This window comes from Bacillus sp. S3, from assembly GCF_005154805.1.
Taxonomy (GTDB): domain Bacteria; phylum Bacillota; class Bacilli; order Bacillales; family Cytobacillaceae; genus Neobacillus.
On sequence record NZ_CP039727.1, the window covers coordinates 551239 to 576315 of the forward strand.

A 25077-nucleotide genomic window follows, 5' to 3' on the forward strand; every position below is an offset into this window, starting at 1 on the left:
TCCGGTTATTAATTTTCGTACAGATATATTTGTGTACCCTTTGACGAACTTGTTATTTCCCATCCTAATTGCATTTCCTGTAGCATGAGTGACACGATGGAGAGGCCGATGCCGGCTCCCTTTTTGTCGGTTGTTACATCCAAGCCGGGGCCTCTGTCTTCAATCAGAATGGCTGTTTTCCCGTCATAATCCACGATTCGGACACTGACATACAATCCCGAGTTAGCGTGTCTCACCACGTTTTGGTAAAGATTGTCCAGGATGCGCATGAACCAATGGGGATCGATAGTCCAGATCAAAGCTTTTTCGGGCAGACTAACATCTACTTTAAAGCCTTTTTTTTCAAATACAGGATACCATCCTGCCATTGATTCACGAATGAACCGTATAATATCTATTTCTTTTCTTTGCAATGTGTATTTTCGCGCCGATAATAGCGTGTAGGATAGGAGATTTTCTAGTAGATGGCTTAAGAGATCTACCTTGTTTTCAATTAAATGAAGCGAATCTTTCCCTTTGGGAGATAAAGGTTCTGCTTGTAATGAATAGGCATGCCAGCGAATGGCGGTGAGAGGTGTCCGTAAATCATGGGATATATTAGCAATCAACTGTTTGCGCAGTGCTTCTTCTTCTTGTTCATGTTGCCTGCTTTTTGTCAGTTCATCGATCATATAATTAAACGCTTTGCCTAATTCACTGATTTCGTCTTTTTTATTGACAATGATTTTTTCAGGAATCCCGTTTTCCTTTGTTTCCGTCATGGCGGTTTGAAGGTGAACAAGTCGTTTACGGATCTTGAAGAAAAATAACCAGGAGACAAATAAAAAGAGACCAAATACGAGAAAAGCATATATCGCCAAAAACTTGTCATCTATAAAGGACAGGGTCGGAAGTTTTGAAACTGAAGGTGGTATTTGGAAAACCATAAAACCGTTGCTCTGGCCTTTGCCAATATGTGACACAAAGGTAATGGGATCACCATCGCTTTGATTCATAAACTCAATACTGTTCTCTAAGGTCCATTGAGCCGGAATATTCTTTTGTTTGGAAAGTACTAGTTTGGTTTTTCCTGCTCCATCCACCCAGAACATCGAAGCGAGCGGATATTGTTCTTTTAATGTGTGGAGCTTCTTATCTACCTGTTCTGGATTGGCTCCGTCCAGCTTTGCCGCTTCATAATGCCACATTTGCTTTAAAATGTTCGTATCAACATACTGAGCTTTTTGTTGAAGTTCCTCGTCCAGAAGATAGGACGGTATGAAATAGGCAGGTAAAACAAACGGCCATAGGATAAGTGCTACCATAATGATCAGTAAATATCTCGCCAACAGAGAATGTCGAAATCTCATTGTTTCACCCTATATCCGATTCCCCGAATCGTTTCAATAATTTGCGGTTGGCTCGGATTCTCCTCTATTTTTTCACGTAAATGGCGAATATGTACCATCAACGTTTTATCCCCCGCTATATAGGGGTATTCCCATACCGCTTCGTAGATTTGTTCCTTTGTAAGAATCTGGTTCGGATGACGAAGCAAATAAGTGAAAATTTGAAATTGCTTTGCCGTTAGGACGATTTCACGATTCGATCTTGTATCGACAATGCGATTTTGGTCTAAATAAATGCTAAGATGTGAAAGTTGAATGAGCGGTGGTGACATCTTTCCGAGCCGTCTTAACAGCACTTCCACACGTGCCGCCAACTCCTCGGGATGAAAAGGTTTCGTCACATAATCGTCGGCAAAATGAAGGCCTTGCAATTTATCGTCAATAGAGGTTCTAGCAGAAAGCATAAGAATTGGTATCAGCGGATATTCTTTTTTTAACCGCTGGCCGATGGAGAATCCGTCCAGTCCAGGAAGCATGATGTCAAGGATGACTAGGTCGATGCCCTCCATGTGATCGGGCGCGCCATCCCCCGAGGTCAGCCAGGTCACATGATAGCCCCGACCAGTTAAATCTTCGCTGACCCAAGTGCCGATTTCCTTATCGTCTTCAATGTATAAAAGTTTATTTATCATTTTCCCCACCCAATGGATTTTTTAAAAAAAGGATCAAATAGAGATGCTAACCTCATCCGTCACAAATAAAGAAATTTTCCTTTTGAAAAATATTCGTCAATCTATCCTATTAGTAATCCATTCCACGCTTAAGTGGATTTTCCTTCTTCGGACTTACTAGCTCTCTTATATCCTATATTGGGTTTTTGAGGAAAAAAGTCGAGCGAATTTCGACATTCTTTTTTTTAATTTCCCGGGGAAAATCAAATGCTAGAAAGACTTTCCTTGTTTTAATCAAATGTTTAATTGAAAGGGAAATTTAGGTGTTCTTGTCGAAGAATAAAGAATTAGCCAAAATGGGCTGTTATTCGCCATGATTTTCGAATGAAAGGAGAGGATTCACCCCTATTTTCGACAGCGTTTTCTATTGTTTTATGGGGTCATCCCTTTATTCATGGGCTTAGCTGTCGTTTTAATCAAACATTTGATTAGTTTATTTTTTACTAATCAATCATTTGATTAAAAATGCTAATAACCATTGGTACAATGGACTTTATTTACTAAGACTGCTGAAAAATTTGTTGGAAATTGAATGATGAGATCTTTTTATATTTTCTTTTTTGAAAATCCCGTCATGACAAAACACGTAATGAACGCAACGGTTGTCACGATCATTGCGAATAATATTCCAAATGCCCTCATAAATGTATCTTCACCTGGATAGGACGGCTTAAGAGTTACAAACATATAAATGAAAATAATCGTTAAGAAAATATAAAAACTGCTGCCAACGACGCCCATTTTCAAACGATTTCTTCTTGTTCCTTGCCATGCATTATTGATTAATACCCATAAAAAGATGCTCCCGATTACTGCCAAGAACATCACTAGTAAATGGATATATGGAATCATGAAATGCATGAACACATAAAGAACAAGACACGTCGAAAAAAATAGAAAGCCATTCAAGAAAAAAAGGAATATTCCCGATACCCAATGGTTTTGGAACCATTTTATGCTTCTTAGATACTTTACTAGCTTGTTGGTATCACCAAATGTACTTATGATGGGATTCTTTAGGAACATCACAAGTATTACACCAATAAGTCCAAATAATAAAAACGAAGACATACCATTTCCCCCTTAAACCTTTGATCCTGTCTCTAATTTTGGAAAAACTATGTTTATTTCATTAATTCGGCAATAAGATCGGAACTGCCGGGCATCAATAAAATCAGCGACGAAACAATGAATAGAATTCCAATAACAAACAGGAATATGACTATTTTAACTGAAAGAGATACGTCTTTTTTTAGTGCACCCGCGATAAGAAGAACAACTCCAATAAAGAGTAATAGTAAATAGTAAAAGCCCACGCAATCACCTCATTGATTTATTGAACAGACACTTTTGAAAATAGGCTCACTTTAGTTCAACGCCCAGGAGAGGGACCTCGATGTACCGTTAGCTAACGTGCATAGAACTATTATGTATATAGTTATTCTATGTATAAGGATAAACAAAGATAACATAAAAGTAAACACTTTTGTATAAATGTTACTTTAATTTCGAGGGTATGAACTAACAGCATTATTTTGGAAATGGTTGAAAGCATTACGGTTGTTGAGATCAATGAAGAAGTGATTCACTTGTTTAATCAAAAGTATTACTTCAATTCAAAATGACGGGTGTTATTTGTAATAAGAAGTTAGAAATAAAAATTCAAGGGAACTTATAAAATAGGCACTTTTAAAGTGGATTCACTGAGGAAGGACCCGTCTACTTTGATGTTTGAGTGAATATTTAGCCCAAACCCCGATGTAGAAACGGCCTACGTAGGTGTTTGGGGAATTTTTAAGCTCAAATGCCGATGTAGAAGCTGTCTACGTAGGGGTTTCGTGAATTTTTAAGCCCAAACCCTGATGTAGAAGTGGTCTACGTAGGGGTTTCGTGAATTTTTAAGCCCAAATCCCGATGTAGAATCACTCTACGTCGCACTTTCCTCCAACTATGTAGTAAAGCGAGCGGGAGTTACAGAATCATTTATGAATAACTACAGGAGTACCAATCGAAACTCTAGATGATAAATCGAGGACATCATGGTTAAACATTCTAATACATCCATGTGAGACATTTTTACCGATGGATGCTGGATTATTGGTTCCGTGTATTCCGTAATGCGGTTTAGACAAGCCCATCCATAGCACTCCAAAAGGTCCGCCTGGATTAGGTTGTTTATTGATGATCGTGTAAGTCCCAGGAGGTGAAGGGGTCAATATTTTTCCAACTGCAATAGGATAAGTTTTTATTAGCCTATTTCCATCAAACAGTTTTAATTGATGCTTCGCCGTCGAGACGTTAATCCATTGTGCCATGAAAACAACTCCCATTTTTTGAATAGTGTATGAAATAAAATAGGTATTTGTGATACACAAGTAATGAAAAAGGGAGTTAAAAGGCTTAATGAACAAATCCTTTCACCAAAGCCTTTAATTTTCTTTCATAACGGTTCCATCACGCCATATAAAAAAACACATGACAAGAAAAAAGTCATGCGTTTTTTGCGACTCAATGCTGCCGTTCCATTATGATCTTCTCTTGTTTCGCTAATCCCTTTCCAGGCATAAATAAAGTCACAAGTATGGCGATGATCACTAAAATGACTGTAAACATGTATGCATCACTCGTTCCAAGTATCGAGGAATCAATCAATAGCTGAGATTTTGAATGAACGTGTCCGGAATGGATTAACTCAACGGCATGACTTTTCGTTCTGGTTGTCATAATAGTGACCACTAGTGCGATTCCAATCGAACCGGCTACTTGGCGGACGGTGTTGGATACGGCTGAACCGTGGGAATGCAGGTGTTTCGGAAGGGCATTCAGTCCGGCAGTCGTAATAGGCATCGTAATGAAAGACATGCCAATCCGCAAGATGATGGTCCGAATCATCAGATAGTTATAAGTGGTTGTTTCAGTTAAATCGGTAACCCCCCATGATGCGGCGATAATAAAGACTAGACCGATTATCGCCAGCGGTTTTACGCCGAATTTATCGAATAAACGGCCGGATACAGGAGACATGAGAGCATTGATTAAGGCACCAGGCAGTAACAATAATCCCGTTTCAAGGACTGTATATCCTCTGCTTGACTGTAGGTAGATAGGTAGTAAAATCATATCCGCATACATGACCATCGTCACCAAAATATTCACGATGGTTGTCATCGTGAACACTCTGTCTTTGAAGACTTGTAAATTTAACAGAGGATCGTTTGAAGTCAGCTGACGCCTGCAGAATAGTAGTAGAAAAAGAACACCGACAGCTAGGCAGGTCAACACCAATGCGCTTCCCCAGCCTTTATCACCTGCATTACTAAACCCATAAAGTACCGCGCCAAACCCTATGGTGGAGAGAATAATACTGTTGATATCAAGTTTTGGTTTGGATGTTTCTGATACATTGACTAGATATTTAAATGCTAAAGCAATTACGATGGCGACAAGCGGGAACATGCCGATAAATAACCATCGCCATGAAAAATGCTCGATAATGAATCCTGCCAAGGTCGGCCCAATCGCTGGTGCGAAAATCATTACGAGTCCGAGCATTCCCATTGCCGTTCCCCGGTTTTCCGCAGGAAACACTACAAGGGTTACCATCATCAAAAGAGGCATAATAATACCTGCACCTGCAGCTTGAATCAGCCGGCCTGTTAATAATAGAGCGAAGTTCGGGGCAATGGCGTTGAGGAAAGTGCCCGCCAACAGTAAAACCATCGAACTGATAAAAAGCTGCCTTGTTGTAAAGCGCTGCATTAAAAAGGCTGTTACCGGAATTAAAATCCCATTCACCAGCATAAAACCTGTTGACAGCCATTGAATGGTTGTGGCAGAAACCTCAAATTCTTTCATCAAATCTGGTAAAGCCACATTTAGTATCGTTTGATTCAGAACAGATAGAAATGAACCTAATAGTAAGATGAAAAGAAGAAGCCCTTTTTTTATTGGTTGATTCATAATTGATTCATGTTCCTTTCATATTTTACTTAATTGACATTGAGTCTATTAATTGATAACGTGTCAATGAATAAAATACTATCATGAGAATAAGGATAAATGCCATTTACACTTTTAAGTTAAGTGTCAACTAATTGACACATAGATAAATGTATGTCGAGAAAGTCAGGAATTATAGACGAAGGGCTGATAAGATGTCTAAGAAAGAAAAGTTGAAGGTGGATCCTCGAATCAAACGAACAAAGAAAATGTTTAAGGAAGCGATTGTTTCATTGATTCAAGAAAATGTGGATATAGGCAAATTAACGGTCCAAAATATTGCTGACCGAGCCGAATTAAACAGAGCAACTTTCTACTTACACTATCATGATATCAATGATCTAATGGAACAGATGATAGATGAAGTATTTGAAGATTTGAATAAGACGATGAAATCTCCGCCAGGGGCTCATCAGACATTGAAAGGATCTCAAACACCACCTGCTAGGCTGGTCTCTCTTCTTGAGCATTTTTATCGTAACGCCAAGCTCTACAATGTGATGCTCGAAAATAAGGATTTCCGCAAAAGGGTGTTCGGGATATTGTTAGATATCGTCACAATTTCGGAAGAGAATAGAAAAGAGAAAGGGAAGTCGTTCCAATTGCCCAAAGAGATTCTAGTTTCCTCGTCCCTTGGCATCATAACGTGGTGGATACAAGAAGGGACGCCATACAGCCCGAGTTACTTAGCAGAGCTTATCATACATAGGTTCAACTATTGAAATGGTTAAATATAGGTACCTTAGGAAAGGAAATTCATAATTTTTAAAAGGAATAAAAAATTTAATTGGCACTCTAGCCGCCGGAAGGTTTATAGTATTTTTATATACTTTAAATCGTCTGGAGGAAGAACATGATTGCGCAAAAATATAAGAACATGTTAGCGGGGAAATCGGTCATCCGGGAGCTGTCTGAGTTTGCCGCAGAACGCGGGAAAGAAATCGGATATGAGAATGTATTTGATTATAGTTTAGGAAATCCGTCCGTTCCTGTTCCAAAAGAATTTACTCAGGTAATGATGGATCTCCTGTCCAGTAAAAGTCCCGCAGAGCTCCACGGATACAGTCCAAGTTTAGGCATACCATCGGTCAGGAAAAAAATTGCTCACTCATTGAACCGGCGGTTTGATATGAATTATACGGAAAACCACATTTTTATGACGACAGGGGCTGCCGGTGCGATCGCTCATGCCGTACGCTGCGTAACGGAACCTGGAGACGAAGTGCTGACATTTGCTCCATTTTTCCCTGAATATCATCCATATATTGATTTAACAGGGGCCGTACTGAAAGTGGTTCCTCCCAATACAGAAGATTCTCAGATTAACTTTACTTTATTTGAAGAAATGCTTTCGGAGAAGGTGGCTGCCGTATTAATTAATTCTCCCAACAATCCATCGGGGGTTGTTTATTCTGCAGAGACCATTCAAAAACTGGCCGAGCTTCTTCGTATAAAGGAGCAGGAATACGGGCACGAAATTTTTATTATTTCCGATGAACCTTACAGAGAGATTTTATTTGAAGGGGCAGATTCCATTTATGTGTCTAATTATTATGACAACACACTGTCCTGTTACTCCTATTCTAAATCTCTTTCACTGCCGGGCGAACGGATTGGCTATATTGCAGTAAATCCTTCGTGCGTAGATTCAGACTTGATTGTCAGCATGTGCGGACAGATTTCCAGAGGCATCGGCCACAACTGCCCGCCTTCCCTGATTCAGCTTGCTGTGGCGGAAGTGGTGGATATGACGGCCGATATGTCTGTCTATGAAACCAATATGAACTTACTTTATGACAAATTAATCGAATTGGGATTTTCCGTTGTAAAACCCGACGGAACCTTTTATATTTTTCCAAAGGCACTGGAGGAAGATGCCAATGTCTTCTGCAAGAAGGCCTTAAAATATGATTTGATTCTGGTCCCAGGTGACACGTTCGGATGTCCGGGCTATTTCCGAATGGCTTATTGCATTGACACTGAAAAAGTGGAACGCTCCCTGCAAGCATTGGAAAAATTCGTAATGACTGAGTACGGAGAATAGAGAACAAAAAAATGCTTCAGCCAGCTGAAGCATTTTTTCATTGAGTCTTATTAAAGGGGACCCATTTAAAACGCAAAACGTAATACCATTAAGGAAAGGATTCCAGCTACAACAGTACCTAATAAACTGCGTGTTACAATGGCTATAATAAAAGCAGGTAACGCGGCGATTAGTTCAAGATTATTTTGCAAAGGTGCCAGTCTTCCGTTGGGCAGCAGCAATTCTTGCCCCACTAATGCTGCCATAACAGCAATGGGGACGTAGCTCAACCAGCGCATGGCCCATTCTGGCAGTTCAACACGACTTAAGATAGCAATGGGGAGCACTCTTGGAATGAAAGTTACAAGGGCTGAGCCTAAGATAATTAAAAAAATGGACCATCTTACTTCCATTTTTCCACCACCATTCCAAGGCTAGCGGCAATGATTGTCGCCACAATAATACCCACACTTCCGGATGTCACTAAACTTACCCCTACAACAATGGCAACAGCACTAAGTGCAACAAGAATATCTTTCATCAATTTTCTTCGGCTGGCCAATTGTAGGACAAGAAGGCCAATAAACATTCCCGGCAATGCAAAATCAAGACCGAATTTTTCCGGATCCGAAATCCATTCTCCGAAAAAGGCTCCTGCAATATTGGCAATGAACCAATTTAAATAAGCAGTTATATTTAGGCCATACATCCATTTTTCGCTGAGCCATTTCTTGCTTGCTGCTTCGTTCATTGCTACACCAAATGTTTCATCTGTAAGTAAGGAACCGATTAATACATTCTTGAAGGGTGTAAGATGACGGAAATACGGCGATATTGCCGCACTCATTAAAAGATGGCGCAGGTTAACAAAGAAAATAGTAAAGATAATCGCCAGAGTGGGACTGTTAGCCCCAATCATCGCGGCAGCAATAAATTGACCAGAACCTGCGTATAAAAGCAAGGATATTAGTCCAATTTCAACAATCGAAAGTCCTGCTGTTTTTTCCACAACTCCTGCCGCAAATCCAATACTTAAGTAACCAAGTACAGTGGGCAGGCAATCCCGTACACCGGCAAGGAAGCTGCTTTCTTCCCGCAAAAAGGTGTTCTCACTTATGTTCATTCTCCCTCACCCACTTTTTCAGAGTAATTTGTATATAAATTAACATTACCATCCTCATTGTATGGCTTCAATGATATAATTGTATGCAATACAATTTTCCGAGGAGGGTGTTATATGCCAGTTAATTCATTTGAAAATTATCCTATGACGTGGAAGCCGGATAAAACACAGCTTGTCCCTCCATTATATCGGTCAATTGCTAGCTTGCTGGAATATGATATTCTCAATGGCTTTCTCGCACCCAATACGAGACTTCCTCCTCAACGGGAATTAGCAGATTATCTCGATATTAACCTCAGCACTGTTACTAGGGCATTTAAAATATGCGAAGTGAAAGGGTTAATCTATGCTGTTACCGGAAGGGGAACCTTTGTTACTCCCAATATAAAAAATGCTATTTTCATGGCAGACAGTGAAGAGAATAAGAATTATATAGAGATGGGAATCATCAAGCCCCTTGACAGCTCAACCCCATTTGTCGCCAAAGCGATTAAAAGCATTGCCTCCAAAGATTATTTGGAAAATTTATTAGATTACAGACACCCGTTGGGAATGCCTTATCATCGAATGGCAGCTAAAAAGTGGATGCAATGTTTTAACATGGATGTACCTATTGAAAATATTGCGATCACTTCAGGAGGGCAAAATTCGTTTTCGCTGATTCTGATGGCCTTGTTTCATCCAGGAGATAAAATAGCGGTGGATATATATACGTATCCAAATTTTATTGAACTGGCAAAAATGTTGAATATCCAATTAATCCCTATAGAGGGGGATGAGTCAGGCATCAAGCCTGATAGATTAGATGCTGTCTGCAGAACAAATCCATTGCAGGGAATTTATTTGAGTCCTTCCTGCAATAATCCTACTGCTGTCACAATGAATATGAATCGCAGAAAGGAAATAGCAGAGATCATCAATAAACATGGGCTTATCTTAATAGAGGATGATGTATACTCTTTCCTGGCACCAAATGGCTATTTCCCAATTTCCCATTTTGTGCGGGACAGGTTTGTTTATATCCTTAGTATTGCTAAATCACTCAGCTCTGGTATTCGGGTTGCATTTATTGCTTATGCCAATCAGTTTGTTGAAAAAATTACGTATGGAATTTTCAATCTCAACGTAAAAACATCTGCATTAAATGCAGAAATTATAACAGAGTTAATTAATACAGGGGATGCAGAACAAATCATTAAGAAAAAGAGGGAAATGTCACAAGAACGGAACCGGATTTATGAGAAATATTTTCAAATCGATCATTCAAGCGAAAATCCTATTAGTTTTTTTCGCTGGTTACCATTGCATAAGGAATGGCAGCTCAACCAGTTTGAGCATATTGCTTTAACTCGGGGTATCCTTGTATATCATTCACATCGTTTCTTGGTCAAAAAAGCTGAATCTCCCCAATTCGTTCGTATTTCACTAACATCGCCTAAGGACTCCGATGAATTGGAGAAAGGCCTTAGCATCCTAAAAGATTTCTGCTAGAGAGATTGTATTTTGAATTGGTTACAGGTAAGGTAATCTTAATGTGCAAGACTTCACAACAAGATTAGAGGGTGGAAATTTGTATAAATTAGTGGCAATCGATGTAGATGGTACGCTGTTTAATGATCGGAAAGAAATCACGAAGGAAGTAAATGAGGCAATTCAAGCCGCAAAAGGAAACGGTGTAAAGATCGTTATTACTACCGGGAGGCCAATAGTCGGGGCTCAGCCTATTATTGAGGAATTGAAATTAACGGATGAAGATGAATATGTGATTACCTTTAATGGTGCACTTGTGCAAAATACCCATACGAATGAAGTTGTTTCTGAAATTTCCTTATCATATCAAGATTTAAAGGTGCTGTATGGATTGAGTTTACAGCTTGATTCACCGATGCATTTTTTTGATTCGAAAAATGTCTATACACCGAATAAAGACATTAGCCCTTACACTGTTCATGAATCTCATCTCAATCAAATTCCTCTTCATTATCGGACGATTGAGGAAATACCCGAAGATTTTTTGCTCCCAAAGGTTATGTTTATTGATGAACCAGAACGTTTAGATAAAATCATTGATGCTATACCAAATTCCTTCAAGGAAAACTATACGATGGTCAAAAGCACCCCTTTCTTTTTAGAAATCCTTCACCCAAGCGTCAGTAAAGGGAATGCAGTTAAACAACTTGCAGAGAAACTAGGCATTAAACGGGAAGAAGTGATTTGCATCGGTGATGGTGAAAATGATTTAAGTATGGTGGAATATGCAGGCTGCGGCGTAGCAATGGGGAATGCAGTTCCAAGTGTAAAAGCGGCTGCTGAGTTTGAAACATTTTCTAATAATGAAAACGGAGTAGCATATGCCATCGAAAAATTGATATTAAACAAATAATAGAAACTCATATAAGGAGTAATCAATCTGTTAAAGAATAAGCCGAAAATAGACAAGATTTTATTCATCTTTATATATTTCCGGCTTATTTACATGATAGGAATTATAACCTATCTGTTTTTAGTTATTTACCCCAAACACTCTCAGCAATCGTAATCGCGTGTCTGATCTTGTTCCATTGATCCTCTTCGGTTAAATTGTTTCCTTCCTCCGTACTGGCGAATCCGCATTGAGGGCTTAAGGCTAAGTTTCCTAAAGGAATAGATTGACTTGCTTCTTTAATTCTTTCTTTAATCGTTTCTGGATCTTCCAGTTCCGGGAATTTAGATGTGATTAACCCTAGTACAACTGTTTGATCGGCTCGATTAAAGCTTTTTAATGGTTCAAAATCGCCTGAACGCCCGTCATCATATTCCAGGAAGAGTCCATCAACATGTAAATTAGCAAAGATGGCATCAGATATCTGATCGTATCCGCCGCTTGTGATATAGGTTGAACGGAAGTTTCCACGGCAAATATGCATCGTGATGATCATGTCTTCCGGTTTCTTCGAAATGGCTTCATTTAAACAGCGGACTCTTGTATCGATGATATCCGTAACATCCATGTTGAATTTTTCAACGACAGCTTTGATTCGTTCTTCCGAAACAAAATCAATCCACGACGTATCATCGAGTTGTAAATAACGGCACCCTGCATTATAGAATGCTTGAATCGCTTTTTGGTACGCTGCTACTGTATCATGATAGAACTGCTCGCTGTTCCCTTGGTAATATTCATCACCTTGAATTCTTGTAAATAACATATTAGGGCTTGGAATCGAGAACTTAGCCACTTGACTGCCATCGCCATAGCGGTCGACTGCTTGTTTTAAGAATTTGAAGTGTTCTAACATATAATGATCATTGAAGTCTACTTTACCTGTCACTTTAATGGCCTTATTTTTTGTTTTGGCCCCTTGGAAGTTACTAATATATTCCGTTTCAAACTCTTCGACGCCTTCTAAGCCTGCTAGGAAATCCAAGTGCCACCATGCACGTCTAAACTCGCCATCTGTAATCGATTTAAGGCCAACTTCAATTTGTTTTTGGACAAGTTTCTCAATTTCTTGATCCTCTATCGCCTTTAGGGCATCTTTATCGATTTCCCCATTTGCATAAGCCTTTCTTGCTTCTCTGATTGGTTCTGTTCTTAGAAAACTGCCGACATGATCGGCTTTAAATGGAGCTTTCACAGCTGTTTTTGTCATGAAGAATTCCTTCTTTCGTAAAAAATAAAAAACCTCTTCTCATAAAATAAGAAGAGGAAATATTACCGGCATCGGTTCTCTTCTTATCTTTAAGCAAATCGCTTCTGGAATTGGCACAGTACTCACATAAGTCTGCTGCCGAGGTATCCAAGGGCCAGTCCCTCCACCTCTCTTGATAAGAATATTCTAAAATATTTAACTATAAGTTACCTTACACCTGTTCTGCTATTCTGTCAAATAGAATCAAATAGGTGACTGTCATGTAAGGGTTTTATCCATTTTCAATCTTATTTAAATCCTCACCATTGTACATTTCTAATTGGTGCCGCAGATCCGATATGTAACGCATCATTGCCATTCTCACCACAGATGGATAGTATCGATTGTTAAGCTCCTGTTCACATTCCTCTAAATCCATTTTTTTCACCGAGATAATTTTAGTTAACTCTTCCGTGCTCATAGATCATCCCCCTCATTCTCTTAAGCTATATTTATAGCTATAGGATGGCCATTTTTTTCATAGCTTATACAAAATTCAAACTCCGAATTTTTTTCGAAAAACAATGGTATATTTTACTAGTGCCAAGTAAAATGTACATATAGACCATACATTTTAGAAGGAGGGAATTGTAAATTGATCATTGTGACCACGGAAAATATAGCAAATTATAAAATTACTGAAATTAAGGGTCCGGTATTCGGGCTAACGGTTAGAGCACGCGGAATTGGAAAGGATATCGTCGCTTCCCTGAAGGGTCTTGTGGGCGGAGAAATCAATCAATATACAGAAATGCTCGAGGATGCCCGAAAGCAAGCAATGGATCGGATGGTGCGGAATGCTCAGGCGATGGGGGCAAACGCCATTATCATGATGCGTTTTGACTCTGGTGAAATCGGTCAAAATATGAGTGAAATTGTTGCTTATGGCACGGCTGTTACGGCAGAAAAGGAATAGCCATGAAGTGGATTTTTGGCTATTTCGGTATCCAAATTGCTCTCCTCCTTATATTAATCATCGGCTCTTGGTTTATCTGGGACCGCCGCTTTAAAAAAAGACATGGGCAGCAAGTGCCAGAAGGCTTCATTCGTACAAATGAAGTGTCAATTGATCCGACAACAAAGAAAAGATTAGTTGTTTATTTTAACCCGGATACGGGAGAGCGATTTTATAAGGAAGAATAAGAGAAGCCGGAAGAAAGATCACTTCGTACATTCACATCTTTTGCTTAGAATCGGATAAGTGACTATGTGGCCAAGGGGGAAAAGAATGTTAACAGAGGTTCAATTAAATGAAATAAAAACACTTCAGGAGATTTGCGAGCAAGAAGGTGGATTTCACCTGAAGCTGAATTTCGATATGCTGAAAAATCGGGCGGAACATAGTAAGGAAGATTTGTTCCATTATGAAGACAGCAAACTCGTGGGCTTTCTTGGAAGCTATTATTTTGGAAGTAAAGTAGAGCTTTGTGGAATGGTGCATCCGGATTACCGAAGAAGAGGCATTTTTTCTAAATTGCTTGAAAAGGCGCTTAAGGAGACGGAGAATCGAAAAAGCAAGATGATTTTGTTAAATGCTCCAACAGCTTCTCAGCCAGCAAATGAATTTTTGAAAACGATTCCGTGTAGATTTTTAATTGCGGAATATCAGATGAAATGGCAGAAAACTGAATTGACGGAAGATCCAGCTATTACCGTAAGGCCTTCTTTTTCAAAAGATGACCAGGAAGCGGAAATACAGCTTGACGTCTCGGGATTTGGTTTGAATGAAAGTGATGTACGGGAGATGCATCAGAGTATTGTTGAGAGCAGCAGTGATCAGAGGCTCATTATTGAAGCCAATGGACAAACAGCGGGGAAAATGCGCATTTCCGAAATGAATGGCGAATCGTGGATCTATGGTTTTGCTATTTTTCCAGAACTCCGAGGGAAAGGAATCGGGAGAAAGGCGCTATCAAAAGTGGTAAAAATGGAGGATCAAAAAGGACTGCCCATTTTTCTGGAGGTAGAGGCCAAAAATGCCCATGCATTGGGACTCTACGAATCATGCGGATTTAGAAGCTACCATTCGCAAGATTATTATGAATATCAAAAATAGATCAGCAGGTGGCCAATTCATTAATAAGATACGATTTATTTGTTACTGGAATGATATTTTAAAGCTTTATGTTAGTTATGTAGTAATTCGACGGTTTACATGGTTTAGGCTTAGTAAACATAATTACAGCAAGCAGATCAAGCCCAATTTTGGGATAAATCTGCTTGCTTTTTTGTGTTTTATAGCAAGGCAAAATACTTGTGCTAAAATGGTAAATAGAAGATTTTGAAACACGAAGAAAGGGGCTAGCGTTATGACCATAAAAAAGGTATCTATAATTGGGCTAGGGGCATTGGGGATTTTATTCGGAAATTATTTATCTAAGAGAATGCCGAAAGAGGATTTACGAATCATTGCTGATAAAGATCGAATCCAAAGATATAAGGCGGACAATGTGTATTGTAATGGTGAACCGTGTCATTTCCATTATGTTACCCCTGAGGAAGGCTGCGAACCAGCGGATTTGCTTATTTTTGCCGTGAAATTTAATGGCTTGGAGGATGCAATCCAAGCGGTGAAGCATCATGTTGACGAAAACACGATTATTTTATCCTTATTGAATGGCATATCAAGTGAAACGATTATTGGTGAAACTTACGGAATGGATAAAGTCTTATATAGTGTAGCGCAGGGAATGGACGCCGTTAAAGTAGAAAATAAACTGACATATGACCATATGGGCATGATTTGCTTTGGAGAAAGGGAACCCGGCTTTAACTCCCAAAAGGTAAAGACGGTGGCCTCGTTTTTTGAAAAAATGGATGTTCCATTTGAGGTGGACCCCAATATGTACAGGAGACAGTGGGGGAAATTCATGCTGAATGTCGGAGTCAATCAAACGGTTGCTGTCCATAAAAGTAATTATGGTGAAGTACAACGCGAAGGCCACGCTCAGGAAACGATGATTTCAGCAATGAGAGAGGTAATGGCTTTATCGGAAAAAGAAGGGGTGCCTTTAACCGAGGAAGATTTACAATATTGGTTACAGGTATTGAGCACTTTGAGCCCAGAAGGAAAACCGTCCATGGCCCAGGATGTGGAAGCGAGACGGTTAAGCGAAGTGGAATTATTTGCGGGGACAGTTGTGAAATTAGGTGAAAAATATGGTGTTCCAACACCTACAAATAATGAGCTGTACCGTAGGATAAAGAGTATGGAAAGTCAATATTAGACATGGAAAAGGAAGGATCTTTTGCTATTCATTTGGAGCAAAGGATCAATCCCTTCTTATAATAGAGTAAAAGTGTAGCAGCCTGTTGCAAATAGTTTAGATATGAAAAACTAGGGGTAACCCGTGTTATCAAAACATCATTAAAAAAATATTAATGTTATAAATATAAGACAAGAGTGTGGTAACTGGTTAGTACCGCAGCCCAAGCTCTCCTATTGTTTCAGTATTTGAAGGTAGTGTAGATCCCACTCAATTTGGCTACTTTGAAAATAAAACCAGCTGAAATTATTAGGGAAACGGTAGATAGTCTTAGGTTCAATCGGCTAGGTAATAATCATATGAGCAAGGTTGAGCATATTGGTTTGAAAAGAGTCTATCGAATTGGATAATTCCTTAATTTTTTGTGCGAATGTATAGTGCACATTGTTTTCCTGTTAGATTCGCACTTGTTTTTGTGTGTTTTATTACCAAGTATTGGTATAATTATATTGTGTTCTTTAATTATTTAAAGAAAATAGTGATCTTTTGATCAATTATTTCATATTTTTTGGACTTTTTGGTTGAAAATCGCTGTCGCACTCCACGTGAGTGCGTGGATTGAAATCCACAAGCTTTTAAACCAATCCGTAAGGGATGAAGTCGCACTCCACGTGAGTGCGTGGATTGAAATTCTGATACGGTCGATTCTATAGGCGATATGTCAAGTCGCACTCCACGTGAGTGCGTGGATTGAAATTGGTATTGCTTGCCTACATCCGTAATAGGGATATGTCGCACTCCACGTGAGTGCGTGGATTGAAATCACTAAGACCGATCACTTCCCCAGATGATATTCTTGTCGCACTCCACGTGAGTGCGTGGATTGAAATCCTCCTTGTGTCACCCTTGTGTCATCCTTATAGGTCGCACTCCACGTGAGTGCGTGGATTGAAATTGTATCAAATTTTCCTATGGCTGATGAATTGATGTCGCACTCCACGTGAGTGCGTGGATTGAAATATCAGAGTCAAAGTATTGTGTATCAGGCAGCTGCAGTCGCACTCCACGTGAGTGCGTGGATTGAAATATAGATAAAAAGTTTAATAATGGTCAAGGCCTGGTCGCACTCCACGTGAGTGCGTGGATTGAAATTACCAAAACCGAATCAAGAGTAGCGGATGAAGGCGGTCGCACTCCACGTGAGTGCGTGGATTGAAATCATCCTTTAATATGCATATCACCTAGAGTGATACGTCGCACTCCACGTGAGTGCGTGGATTGAAATAGCCATTAAAGCAGTAGGAACAATCATCTTCATCCGTCGCACTCCACGTGAGTGCGTGGATTGAAATCGCCAACGCTCCAAAGGTCAACAACAAAGCAGCCGTCGCACTCCACGTGAGTGCGTGGATTGAAATATAGGTTAGAAACTCCCTTGCTGTCTCAGGACACGTCGCACTCCACGTGAGTGCGTGGATTGAAATATACCAAATATATTTACAATAGCCATGAGCAAACTGTCGCACTCCACGTGAGTGCGTGGATTGAAATGATGAATTGATAAAACAATCAAATGATGGTGATTGTCGCACTCCACGTGAGTGCGTGGATTGAAATATTATGGGGGGCAAATGCAGTTGATTGTAGAGAAGTCGCACTCCACGTGAGTGCGTGGATTGAAATCACCATCCTTTACTATCCGCACCCATCCTGTGCCGTCGCACTCCACGTGAGTGCGTGGATTGAAATTGAAAAATTCGGCTGACTCTTTTCGTGAGTCGGTGTCGCACTCCACGTGAGTGCGTGGATTGAAATTCAGACATTAGTTTATCTGAGTAAACTGTCCTCTGGTCGCACTCCACGTGAGTGCGTGGATTGAATCCTCTTGGCTTATAGACAATTTCAAGTTTTGATGGTCGCACTCCACGTGAGTGCGTGGATTGAAATCTACTCTCTATCGGCTTAGAAAACGGCATAGAGGAATGTCGCACTCCACGTGAGTGCGTGGATTGAAATTTTTATTGCTTGTTGAGGGGTCAAAGGTGGTAATGTCGCACTCCACGTGAGTGCGTGGATTGAAATGGCATTTTTGATGCACTTAAAGGTTTACTATTAGGTCGCACTCCACGTGAGTGCGTGGATTGAAATCTTCTTTTTGTCTCGCTTGCTTCGTACGCCTTGCGTCGCACTCCACGTGAGTGCGTGGATTGAAATCACCTCCCAATGGATATGGAATAATTGTCCAACGTCGCACTCCACGTGAGTGCGTGGATTGAAATTGGTAATATGAAAGTCATTTATTACACCCCCTATGTCGCACTCCACGTGAGTGCGTGGATTGAAATTTGTCGTATAAAAGGCTGCTGTCCTGCCTCTTGTGGTCGCACTCCACGTGAGTGCGTGGATTGAAATATTTCCTCTTGAGTATCGGCTTAGAAAACGGCATGTCGCACTCCACGTGAGTGCGTGGATTGAAATCTCGAATACTTGTGCCATTATCTCACCTCATTAGGTCGCACTCCACGTGAGTGCGTGGATTGAAATATTAAATTCTATTTGAAATGTAAAATGTCTAACAGTCGCACTCCACGTGAGTGCGTGGATTGAAATTCTTTTAAACACCACTGGATCATATCGTTGTGTGGTCGCACTCCACGTGAGTGCGTGGATTGAAATAAGTGTCATGCATCGTCACCCCTAGAAGATATAATGTCGCACTCCACGTGAGTGCGTGGATTGAAATTATGCTAATGGTGTGTCCGAGTGATGGGTTGGCCGTCGCACTCCACGTGAGTGCGTGGATTGAAATTTTAAAGGCAGGAAAGAAATTGACCTGGAGTTATTGTCGCACTCCATGTGAGTGCGTGGATTGAAATTCCAAGATCATCAAACAGTCCGGATATAACCCCAGTCGCACTCCACGTGAGTGCGTGGATTGAAATTTGTAAATCAGAACGGAATCCACCAGTTCTTGTCGGACTCCGTGTGGGTACGTGGATTGAAATAACAACACGAGCGGGGCAGTAAATGGAACCCTATGTCGCACTCCTCGGGGGTGCGTGGATTGAAATACGGACATTCCATTTTTCGAGGTAAATTCCCCTGACGCACTCCTCGTGAGTGCGTGGATTAAAATACCAAGGCAAGTTGACTTGAGTCCAAACCATGTGGTCACACTCTTTGTGAGTGTATGGATTCAAATAAATATAAACTGCTGTGAAGTTATTTCTAAGCTGAAAAGGGTCAGTCTCCCGATTCGATAATATAAATCTCCCGAATCAGGCGACAGGAGCCCATTGCATAATTGGAGTAATGTCTTCTTTCACACTTCCGAAGGCCCGGCTAAAGAGATAATGGTTCCTTCAGGGAAGGATTCTGTAATGTATTTTTTTATGGATCCCATCAACGGAATAATTGACATGATTAAAGGTCGCTGAGTGTTTATCGCTTGTTAACATCTGGGGCACTTCCTTATAGTGGAGGAAAACCTTGATCAACAGGGATGTGACAAGCACCGGCATGTGGTTATCAAAAAATTAATTTACTGAACATAAATGTGATAAAAGTAGGGCAAAAGTGTGTTATCCATTGACATTATTGGAAAGTAAAGACAATATAGTACTATAGTATGGTTTTTTAAAATTATTGACTGAAGAAATTATTCGTTTTTATAGAATGACTACTAATTGAGATACAACGAGAAGTGCAGAAGATTTACCCTTTTAAAGGGTGGCTTCTGCTTTTTTTGTCTTTTTCTGCATGAACCCTTAAATATAATGAATCCTAAGTTGCAGGTGAGAGAAATTTAGAGAACTAAATAACTAGGAGGGATAAAATGAGCTATATTGCTCACATCCGTGAAAGTGATAATCAGATACAAACAGTGGAAGAGCATTTACTTGATGTAAAAGAATTAGCAGAATCCTATGGTGAAAAAATTGGTGTAAAACATTTAGCAGGACTTGCTGGGGTTTTACATGATTTAGGTAAGTATTCCAATGAATTTAGGAATTACATAATAGAAGCCATAAATAATCCTGATGCACCGCCAAAAAGGGGAAGTGTTGATCATTCTACTGCGGGTGGAAAACTATTATATGAAATGTTTCATTCATCGAAAATCGTTCGCAACACAGCGCTAGTGGCCGAAGTGGTAGGAAATGCAATTATATCCCATCATTCATATCTCCAAGACTTTTTAAATCCTGACTTAGAATCAAATTATTTAAAAAGGGTTCGAGATAAAGAATTGAGTGAGTTTGATAGGTCAAAGCAAGCTTTTTTTGAAAATGTCATGAACCAAAAGGATTTTTACAATTATGTTGGTAAGGCTGCTGAAGAATTAGAGACTTTTTTAGCGAAAGAATCCCCGGAGAATAATGAAAAGCAATAAATGTTTTTAACAAAATTTATTTTTAGTACATTAATTGACGCTGATCGAACAAATACAAGATTATTTGAAGAAAATAATTGCAATGAATCTGTAGAGGATCATAAAGCGTTATTTAATACCTATTACGAAAGACTTATGGGAAAAATCAATTCATTTAATCAATATCCGAATGCTAATACTCCTATTAATCTTCTAAGAACAGAGATGTCAGATCAATGTGATCATTTTGGGGGGAATCCATCAGGAATATATACATTATCTATTCCAACCGGCGGCGGGAAAACTTTAGCTAGTTTACGCTATGCATTAAAACACGCCAAACTATTTAACAAAAAACGGATTATTTATGTTGTTCCCTATACAACGATTATTGAGCAAAATGCAGAAGAAGTTAGAAAAATATTAATGGATGAAGTAAACATTTTAGAACATCATTCCAACGTTATAGAAGATGTGAATGATAATGATGAACATCAATCTGGCAAGATGTGTGTCCAGCAAAAGCTAAAACTAGCAAAGGATAATTGGGATTCCCCGATTATCTTCACAACGATGGTCCAATTTTTGAATGTATTTTATGCCAAAGGAAGCAGGAATATTAGAAGGCTGCATAACTTAAGTGAGTCAGTGATTATTTTTGATGAAGTCCAAAAGGTTCCGATTTCATGCGTGTCATTATTTAATCAGGCATTAAATTTTTTAAAAATATATGCACATTCCAGCATGGTGCTATGTACTGCCACCCAACCTGCATTAGATTTTGTTGAACATAAACTAGAAATAAATACGGATGCAGAAATTGTTGAAAATCTGGAGCGTGTAATTGAGGCTTTTAAACGGGTGGAAATTATTGATCAAGCAACTGATAAATTATTTAATACTGAAAAACTTGCCGAATTTATTGAAGAAAAAATGGAAGAAGTTCAGAGTATCTTAGTCATTTTAAATACAAAAACAGTCGTAAAAAAACTATATGAACAATTACTAGAAAAAGAGAAGGTTATTCCTATATACCATCTGAGCACATCGATGTGTGCTACACATCGTAATAAGATTCTAGAGGAAGTAAGATTCCAGCTTAAAGAGGGCAATAAGATCATTTGTATTAGCACCCAGCTGATTGAAGCTGGAGTCGATGTCAGTTTTGATTGTGTGATTCGTTCCTTATCCGGCTTGGATTCTATTGCTCAAGCAGCTGGCAGATGTAATCGGCATGGTGAAAGAAATATTCAAAATGTCTATGTGATTGATCATGAAGAAGAAAAACTTGACCGCTTAAAAGAGATTAAGGTAGGAAAACAGGTCTCACGTAAAATTCTCATTGATATAAAAAAGGACAAATCAAACCACGGGGGACATATTTTATCAACTAAGGCGATGGACAGGTATTTTAAAGAGTTTTATACCGAATTTGAATCAAATTTAAATTATTTTGTACCAAAATTAAAAAAGGAAATGACTGAGTTATTGACAGAAACAAAAACTAAATATAGTTATCATGAAGCCTATTTTAATAATGAAAAAAAGCATCTTCCATTATTCATAACTAATAGTTATAGAACAGCAGCGGAACATTTTCGTGTGATTGATGATATCACCACATCAGTGCTTGTTCCTTATGGAGCAGGGAAGGATATTATTGCTGAGCTGAATGGAGATGGATCAATTGAAGACCTTTCAAGGTTATTAAAGAAAGCACAGCAGTATACTATTAACCTTTTTAAATATGAAAAGGAACGTTTAGCTGAAAATGAGGGCTTGGTAAGCCTTATGGATGGGGAAATATTAGCTCTAAAAGAAGGGGCGTATAACAAGGAGTTTGGGCTTAATATTGAAAATGACAGTCCTTTTGATTCTCTTATGGTTTAAAACTTTATCTTCAATTAAAGAAGATTTTCAAATAACATAAATATTTTTCAATCCACGCTTAAGTAGCGATACCCAATCATAACACATTTAAATTTAGGTAAATACAAACCGGAAGGAGGTGAGTACATGAGAAACTCGATTGAATTTGAAGTCTATGGAAATTATGCCTTATTTACCGATCCCTTAACAAAGATGGGCGGGGAAAAGCTATCTTACCAAGTGCCAACTTATCAGGCATTAAAAGGAATTGTTGAAAGTATTTACTGGAAGCCAACGCTGTTAATGGTAGTGGATGAGGTCCGTGTTATGAATGCAATCCGGATGGAGTCAAAGGGGATTCGTCCGATTGAATATGGTGGAGGGAATACGCTGGCCAACTACACGTATTTGAAAGACGTTCGCTACCAAGTTCGCGCTCATTTTATATTTAATCCTCACCGGCCGGATATGGCCTTTGACCGTAACGAACACAAGCACCACAATATTTTGTTACGCTCTCTTAATGCAGGAGGGAGGAGAGATATTTTCCTTGGCACTAGGGAATGCCAAGCATATGTGGAACCATGTGTATTTGGTGAAGGAAAAGGATTTTACGATAATTATGGTGATATTCATCTTGGTACCATGATTCATGGAATCAGTTATCCGGATGAAACAGGCAGAAACGAAATGGAAATACGTTTATGGAGTCCAGTGTTGAAGAATGGCATTATCCAGTTTATTAGACCTGATCAGTGCAAGCAAGTACGAAAAATTACAGATATGAAAATAAAGAAGTTTGATGATACAAATGTGGAATCCGCAGACGATTTACTAAGCCACTTAGAATAGGAGGTGAATATATGAGCTGGTTATTAAATTTATATGAAACCTATGAATCTAATGTAGACCGTGTTGGTGAACTTGAAAAAAAGCATAACGACCAGGAATTTACCCTATTACCTATTTCTCATACTACTCAAAATGCTCATATTGAAGTGGATATTACGGAAGAAGGCGAATACCATTCTGCTAGAGTCATAGATAAGACGGATTTTAGTACATTAATTCCATGTACAGAAGGATCGGCAAGTAGAGCTGGAGCAAAAATAGCACCATACCCACTTCATGATAAATTAAGTTATGTAGCAGGGGATTTCGTAGCTTTTGGTGGAAAAATAAAAGGAGAGGAGCCCTTTTCATATTACCTTGAACAATTAGGAAAATGGGCGAAATCTCCATTTGCTACCAACAAAGTAAAAAGTATTTATAAATATTTAAGCAAGAAACAGTTAATCAAAGACCTTGTAGAAGAAAAGATTTTATATTTGGATGCAAATAATCACCTGATAGAAACATGGGACAAAAAGTTTGAAGCTTTGCACGGTGATAAGCCAGCTATATTTGGTGCCGTGGCCGGTGGAAAAGAGAGCGCTTTCGTTAGGTTTAATGTTTATTCACCAAATAAAATTTTGAAAAAGGTATGGAAGGATAATGAGATGTATGAATCCTTTATTCTTTTTTATCAGGATTTATTGGGTGACGAGGATCTTTGTTATGTAACTGGAAAAAAGAAGCCCAGTACTGATAAGCATGCTAATAAAATTCGGAATGCTGCAGATAAGGCAAAATTAATCTCGGCGAATGACACCAGTGGATTTACCTTTAGAGGTAGATTTAACAAAAGTAACGAAGTCGCAAGTATTAGTTATGAAGTATCACAAAAAGCTCATAATGCACTGAAATGGCTAATTAATCGTCAAGGTAAAACCATTGATCAGCGTGTGTTCCTTGTATGGGGAAACGATGAGCTTTCCATCCCTGATCCAATAGAAGATACTTTTTCGATTAATCCTATATCCGTTGAAAAAAGGGAAAGAAAAGCCTTTACCAATCAGGAATTTGCCAATGAAATGGCTAAAGCTTTAGAAGGATATAAAAATAAATTATCAACAAAATCGAATGTAAATATTATGATTTTAGATTCAGCGACTACAGGCCGCATGGCTGTTCTTTATTATCGAAATATAGATAAGGAAATTTACTTGGACCAGCTTACGAAGTGGCATTCAACCTGTGCGTGGATTCATCGGTACCGTAAAGATGGCCAAGGTGAACATGTTCAATTTTATGGGGCTCCAGCAACAAAGGATATAGCCTTTGCAGCATATGGGACAAAAGTGAATGACAAAGTAGTCAAAGGGTTAATGGAGCGAATGATTCCTTGTATTATTGATGATAAAAAAATTCCAATAGATATCGTTAAAAGTGCATTCCATCGTGCATCAAATCCAGTGTCAATGGAGAAGTGGGAATGGGAGAAAACGCTTAGCATCACCTGTGCACTAATCAACAAAAAGGAGGGATATAATGTGGCACTTAATATAGAAAATAATGACCGTGATTATTTGTTTGGACGTTTATTAGCAGTTGCTGATGTATTAGAAAGACGTGCCTTAGGTTCGGAGGAAACACGTTCTAGTAATGCAATTCGTTATATGAATTCATTTTCTAAAAATCCAGCAAGAACATGGAAAACGATCCAGGAAAGTCTGCAGCCGTATCAAGCACGTCTCGGTACAAAAGCCCGGTATTTATCGAGCCTAATTGATGAAGTAGCTTCTAGAATTGATGTTGATGATTTTAATAATAAACCATTATCAGGTAAGTATTTGTTAGGCTTTTATAGTCAACGGCATGATTTATATCAAAAAAAGGGAAATAATAATGCGACTGAGGAAGTATCAAATTAAGA

At 39.0% G+C, this 25077-nt stretch carries 20 protein-coding genes, 1 pseudogene, 1 CRISPR repeat array and 1 riboswitch; of the genes and pseudogenes, 11 read left to right on the forward strand and 10 right to left on the reverse strand.

Features of this window, described 5'->3' with window-relative positions; genetic code table 11:
* Window positions 1-8: 8 nt before the first annotated feature.
* The 6 genes from FAY30_RS02570 to FAY30_RS02595 all read right to left on the reverse strand — a co-directional run bounded on the left by FAY30_RS02570 (window position 9) and on the right by FAY30_RS02595 (window position 6019).
* Window positions 9-1349 (reverse strand): sensor histidine kinase, encoded by a 1341-nt coding sequence (locus FAY30_RS02570; protein ID WP_149868422.1) that lies wholly within the window; start codon window positions 1347-1349, stop codon window positions 9-11.
* Complete coding sequence (locus FAY30_RS02575) at window positions 1346-2020, reverse strand: response regulator transcription factor (RefSeq protein ID WP_149868423.1); 675 nt, start codon at window positions 2018-2020, stop codon at window positions 1346-1348. Before FAY30_RS02575 ends, FAY30_RS02570 begins: the two co-directional genes overlap by 4 nt.
* 585 nt (window positions 2021-2605) lie before the next feature.
* Complete coding sequence (locus FAY30_RS02580) at window positions 2606-3130, reverse strand: hypothetical protein (RefSeq protein WP_149868424.1); 525 nt, start codon at window positions 3128-3130, stop codon at window positions 2606-2608.
* A gap of 53 nt (window positions 3131-3183) precedes the next feature.
* Window positions 3184-3375: a hypothetical protein gene (locus tag FAY30_RS02585; protein WP_149868425.1), complete on the reverse strand. Its 192-nt coding sequence runs from the start codon at window positions 3373-3375 to the stop codon at window positions 3184-3186.
* A gap of 663 nt (window positions 3376-4038) precedes the next feature.
* A complete protein-coding gene (locus FAY30_RS02590) occupies window positions 4039-4374 on the reverse strand; it encodes a L,D-transpeptidase (protein ID WP_149868426.1) in 336 nt (111 codons plus the stop codon).
* 193 nt (window positions 4375-4567) lie between these two features.
* Entirely contained in the window at window positions 4568-6019 is a 1452-nt protein-coding gene (locus FAY30_RS02595) for a DHA2 family efflux MFS transporter permease subunit (RefSeq protein WP_149868427.1), read from the reverse strand.
* Window positions 6020-6213: 194 nt separating this feature from the next.
* On the opposite strand from FAY30_RS02595, the gene FAY30_RS02600 reads away from it, so the two are divergent.
* Complete coding sequence (locus tag FAY30_RS02600) at window positions 6214-6780, forward strand: TetR/AcrR family transcriptional regulator (RefSeq protein ID WP_149868428.1); 567 nt, start codon at window positions 6214-6216, stop codon at window positions 6778-6780.
* A 131-nt stretch (window positions 6781-6911) separates the two neighbouring features.
* Window positions 6912-8102: a pyridoxal phosphate-dependent aminotransferase gene (locus FAY30_RS02605; RefSeq protein ID WP_149868429.1), complete on the forward strand. Its 1191-nt coding sequence runs from the start codon at window positions 6912-6914 to the stop codon at window positions 8100-8102.
* Window positions 8103-8167: 65 nt separating this feature from the next.
* Here the strand turns inward: FAY30_RS02605 and FAY30_RS02610 are convergent, their stop codons facing one another.
* Both FAY30_RS02610 and FAY30_RS02615 read right to left on the reverse strand, forming a co-directional pair.
* Window positions 8168-8494 (reverse strand): AzlD domain-containing protein, encoded by a 327-nt coding sequence (locus FAY30_RS02610; RefSeq protein ID WP_149868430.1) that lies wholly within the window; start codon window positions 8492-8494, stop codon window positions 8168-8170.
* Window positions 8485-9204: an AzlC family ABC transporter permease gene (locus tag FAY30_RS02615; RefSeq protein ID WP_149868431.1), complete on the reverse strand. Its 720-nt coding sequence runs from the start codon at window positions 9202-9204 to the stop codon at window positions 8485-8487. Before FAY30_RS02615 ends, FAY30_RS02610 begins: the two co-directional genes overlap by 10 nt.
* A gap of 114 nt (window positions 9205-9318) precedes the next feature.
* Here FAY30_RS02615 and FAY30_RS02620 point away from each other — a divergent pair, with 114 nt between their 5' ends.
* Together FAY30_RS02620 and yidA are read left to right on the forward strand one after the other, a co-directional pair.
* Window positions 9319-10695: an aminotransferase-like domain-containing protein gene (locus tag FAY30_RS02620; protein ID WP_149868432.1), complete on the forward strand. Its 1377-nt coding sequence runs from the start codon at window positions 9319-9321 to the stop codon at window positions 10693-10695.
* Window positions 10696-10774: 79 nt separating this feature from the next.
* The gene (gene yidA / locus FAY30_RS02625) at window positions 10775-11587 is read left to right on the forward strand and encodes a sugar-phosphatase (protein WP_149868433.1); all 813 of its coding nucleotides are present in this window, start codon (window positions 10775-10777) and stop codon (window positions 11585-11587) included.
* Between the two features lie 124 nt (window positions 11588-11711).
* Here the strand turns inward: yidA and FAY30_RS02630 are convergent, their stop codons facing one another.
* Together FAY30_RS02630 and FAY30_RS02635 are read right to left on the reverse strand one after the other, a co-directional pair.
* A complete protein-coding gene (locus FAY30_RS02630; protein WP_149868434.1) occupies window positions 11712-12836 on the reverse strand; it encodes a 5-methyltetrahydropteroyltriglutamate--homocysteine S-methyltransferase in 1125 nt (374 codons plus the stop codon).
* An 80-nt stretch (window positions 12837-12916) separates the two neighbouring features.
* Window positions 12917-13018: riboswitch (SAM riboswitch) on the reverse strand.
* A gap of 89 nt (window positions 13019-13107) precedes the next feature.
* Entirely contained in the window at window positions 13108-13296 is a 189-nt protein-coding gene (locus tag FAY30_RS02635) for a hypothetical protein (protein ID WP_149868435.1), read from the reverse strand.
* Between the two features lie 174 nt (window positions 13297-13470).
* Between FAY30_RS02635 and FAY30_RS02640 the strand changes: the two genes are divergently transcribed.
* The 7 genes and pseudogenes from FAY30_RS02640 to cas8c all read left to right on the forward strand — a co-directional run bounded on the left by FAY30_RS02640 (window position 13471) and on the right by cas8c (window position 25075).
* Complete coding sequence (locus tag FAY30_RS02640) at window positions 13471-13791, forward strand: YbjQ family protein (RefSeq protein ID WP_149868436.1); 321 nt, start codon at window positions 13471-13473, stop codon at window positions 13789-13791.
* A 2-nt stretch (window positions 13792-13793) separates the two neighbouring features.
* A complete protein-coding gene (locus FAY30_RS02645; RefSeq protein ID WP_149868437.1) occupies window positions 13794-14018 on the forward strand; it encodes a hypothetical protein in 225 nt (74 codons plus the stop codon).
* Window positions 14019-14103: 85 nt separating this feature from the next.
* On the forward strand, window positions 14104-14931 hold the full coding sequence (locus tag FAY30_RS02650; protein WP_149868438.1) for a GNAT family N-acetyltransferase: 828 nt from the start codon (window positions 14104-14106) through the stop codon (window positions 14929-14931).
* A gap of 253 nt (window positions 14932-15184) precedes the next feature.
* A complete protein-coding gene (locus tag FAY30_RS02655) occupies window positions 15185-16102 on the forward strand; it encodes a ketopantoate reductase family protein (protein WP_149868439.1) in 918 nt (305 codons plus the stop codon).
* A 572-nt stretch (window positions 16103-16674) separates the two neighbouring features.
* A CRISPR array of direct repeats spans window positions 16675-19217; the repeat unit is 32 nt; unit sequence GTCGCACTCCACGTGAGTGCGTGGATTGAAAT.
* 699 nt (window positions 19218-19916) lie between these two features.
* A pseudogene (gene cas3 / locus FAY30_RS02665) lies at window positions 19917-22343 on the forward strand (CRISPR-associated helicase Cas3').
* Between the two features lie 126 nt (window positions 22344-22469).
* Window positions 22470-23174, forward strand: a complete 705-nt coding sequence (gene cas5c, locus FAY30_RS02670) for a type I-C CRISPR-associated protein Cas5c (RefSeq protein ID WP_149868440.1) — start codon at window positions 22470-22472, stop codon at window positions 23172-23174.
* Between the two features lie 11 nt (window positions 23175-23185).
* On the forward strand, window positions 23186-25075 hold the full coding sequence (gene cas8c, locus FAY30_RS02675) for a type I-C CRISPR-associated protein Cas8c/Csd1 (protein WP_149868441.1): 1890 nt from the start codon (window positions 23186-23188) through the stop codon (window positions 25073-25075).
* The last annotated feature ends 2 nt before the right edge of the window (window positions 25076-25077 follow it).

What these genes read in the sequence shown, in the direction of transcription:
- FAY30_RS02630 (WP_149868434.1), bottom strand. Translation starts at nt 12,836, where the DNA reads ATGACAAAAACAGCTGTGAAAGCTCCATTTAAAGCCGATCATGTCGGC.
- FAY30_RS02600 (WP_149868428.1), top strand. Translation starts at nt 6,214, where the DNA reads ATGTCTAAGAAAGAAAAGTTGAAGGTGGATCCTCGAATCAAACGAACA.
- FAY30_RS02570 (WP_149868422.1), bottom strand. Translation starts at nt 1,349, where the DNA reads ATGAGATTTCGACATTCTCTGTTGGCGAGATATTTACTGATCATTATG.
- FAY30_RS02645 (WP_149868437.1), top strand. Translation starts at nt 13,794, where the DNA reads ATGAAGTGGATTTTTGGCTATTTCGGTATCCAAATTGCTCTCCTCCTT.
- FAY30_RS02635 (WP_149868435.1), bottom strand. Translation starts at nt 13,296, where the DNA reads ATGAGCACGGAAGAGTTAACTAAAATTATCTCGGTGAAAAAAATGGAT.
- FAY30_RS02575 (WP_149868423.1), bottom strand. Translation starts at nt 2,020, where the DNA reads ATGATAAATAAACTTTTATACATTGAAGACGATAAGGAAATCGGCACT.
- FAY30_RS02655 (WP_149868439.1), top strand. Translation starts at nt 15,185, where the DNA reads ATGACCATAAAAAAGGTATCTATAATTGGGCTAGGGGCATTGGGGATT.
- FAY30_RS02595 (WP_149868427.1), bottom strand. Translation starts at nt 6,019, where the DNA reads ATGAATCAACCAATAAAAAAAGGGCTTCTTCTTTTCATCTTACTATTA.
- cas8c (WP_149868441.1), top strand. Translation starts at nt 23,186, where the DNA reads ATGAGCTGGTTATTAAATTTATATGAAACCTATGAATCTAATGTAGAC.
- cas5c (WP_149868440.1), top strand. Translation starts at nt 22,470, where the DNA reads ATGAGAAACTCGATTGAATTTGAAGTCTATGGAAATTATGCCTTATTT.
- FAY30_RS02605 (WP_149868429.1), top strand. Translation starts at nt 6,912, where the DNA reads ATGATTGCGCAAAAATATAAGAACATGTTAGCGGGGAAATCGGTCATC.
- FAY30_RS02580 (WP_149868424.1), bottom strand. Translation starts at nt 3,130, where the DNA reads ATGTCTTCGTTTTTATTATTTGGACTTATTGGTGTAATACTTGTGATG.
- FAY30_RS02620 (WP_149868432.1), top strand. Translation starts at nt 9,319, where the DNA reads ATGCCAGTTAATTCATTTGAAAATTATCCTATGACGTGGAAGCCGGAT.
- FAY30_RS02590 (WP_149868426.1), bottom strand. Translation starts at nt 4,374, where the DNA reads ATGGCACAATGGATTAACGTCTCGACGGCGAAGCATCAATTAAAACTG.
- FAY30_RS02615 (WP_149868431.1), bottom strand. Translation starts at nt 9,204, where the DNA reads ATGAACATAAGTGAGAACACCTTTTTGCGGGAAGAAAGCAGCTTCCTT.
- FAY30_RS02650 (WP_149868438.1), top strand. Translation starts at nt 14,104, where the DNA reads ATGTTAACAGAGGTTCAATTAAATGAAATAAAAACACTTCAGGAGATT.
- FAY30_RS02610 (WP_149868430.1), bottom strand. Translation starts at nt 8,494, where the DNA reads ATGGAAGTAAGATGGTCCATTTTTTTAATTATCTTAGGCTCAGCCCTT.